This window comes from Streptomyces sparsus, from assembly GCF_054776295.1.
On the sequence record NZ_BAAHCA010001252.1, the window covers coordinates 1 to 1,149 of the forward strand.

At 73.3% G+C, this 1,149-nt stretch carries 1 protein-coding gene; it reads left to right on the forward strand.

Annotated features, from left to right (window positions below; genetic code table 11):
• Positions 1–1,112: peptidoglycan binding domain-containing protein (locus ACYVE9_RS27725; protein ID WP_461030640.1), on the forward strand; the 1,112-nt coding region annotated here is incomplete at its 5' end.
• Positions 1,113–1,149: the final 37 nt, after the last annotated feature.

Below are 1,149 nucleotides of genomic sequence, written 5' to 3' on the forward strand. Positions count from 1 at the left end.
GTTCAGGACCGCCCGACAACACGCTCGGGGATACGCAGGCCGACGGCATCCCCGTCGTGCCGCCGGCCGGCCACGCCGACCGGTTCCCCGCTGACGGCCCCGACGACTCGGTGCCCGAGCCCGCCCCGGTGCCGGCGGCACCGCCCCCGGCCGGGCGCCCTGCCAAGGGCCGCTCGAAACTGATGCTGCTGGCCGCCGCCGTGGTGGGCGTGCTCGGCATCGCCTACGGGGTCGGCCTGCTGCTCGACCACGCCGACGTGCCCAACGGCACCACCGTGCTGGGCGTGGACATCGGCGGCACCACCAAGCAGGAGGCCGTCGAGACCCTGGACGCGAAACTCGGTGAACGGGCCTCGGCCCCGCTGACGCTGAGCGTCGGCGGCACCGAGCAGCAGCTGAAGCCCAGCGTCGCCGGGTTGTCCCTGGACACCGAGGCAACCGTGCGCAACGCCTCGGGGCGCGACTACAACCCGCTCTCCGTGATCGGTTCCCTGGTCGGCGGCAGCCGGGCGGCGGAACCCGCCTTCACCGTGGACGAGGAGAAGCTCAAGGCGGCGCTGGCCGATCTGACCGGCGACGGCGGTGCCGCGCAGGACGGCATGGTGAAGTTCACGAACGGCAAGGCCGTCGCGGTGCCGGGTGAGGTCCGGGAGGGGGTGGACCCCGAGCAGTCGGCGGCCGTCGTCGAGGGCGCCTACCGGCAGCGGGCCGCGACCGGCGAGAACAACCCGGTGAAGCTGCCGGTCACCAAGCTGGAGCCGAAGGTCACCGAGCAGGAGCTCCAGCGCGCGGTGACGGAGTTCGGCGAGCCGGCGATGTCCGGACTGGTCACCGTCCGGGCGGGCACCGCGGAGATCAGCTTCAGCCCGGAGCGGTCGCTGCCGCAGTTCCTGTCCATGCGTGCCACGAAGGACGGCAAGCTCGTCGACCACTACGACCTCAAGGCCCTCAAGGAGCTCTACGGCAGCACCTTCGACGGCATCGAGATCACCCGCGGCAACGGCAGCAAGACCGCCGTGACCCCGCAGGACGTCGCCGGGGCCCTGCGGCCCGCGCTGACCGAGACGGACCCGGCCAAGCGGGTCGGCGTCATCCCGCTCGACCCGCAGTGAGCCCGCCCGGTGCCGAGCCCCGACCCGTCGCGGGGCT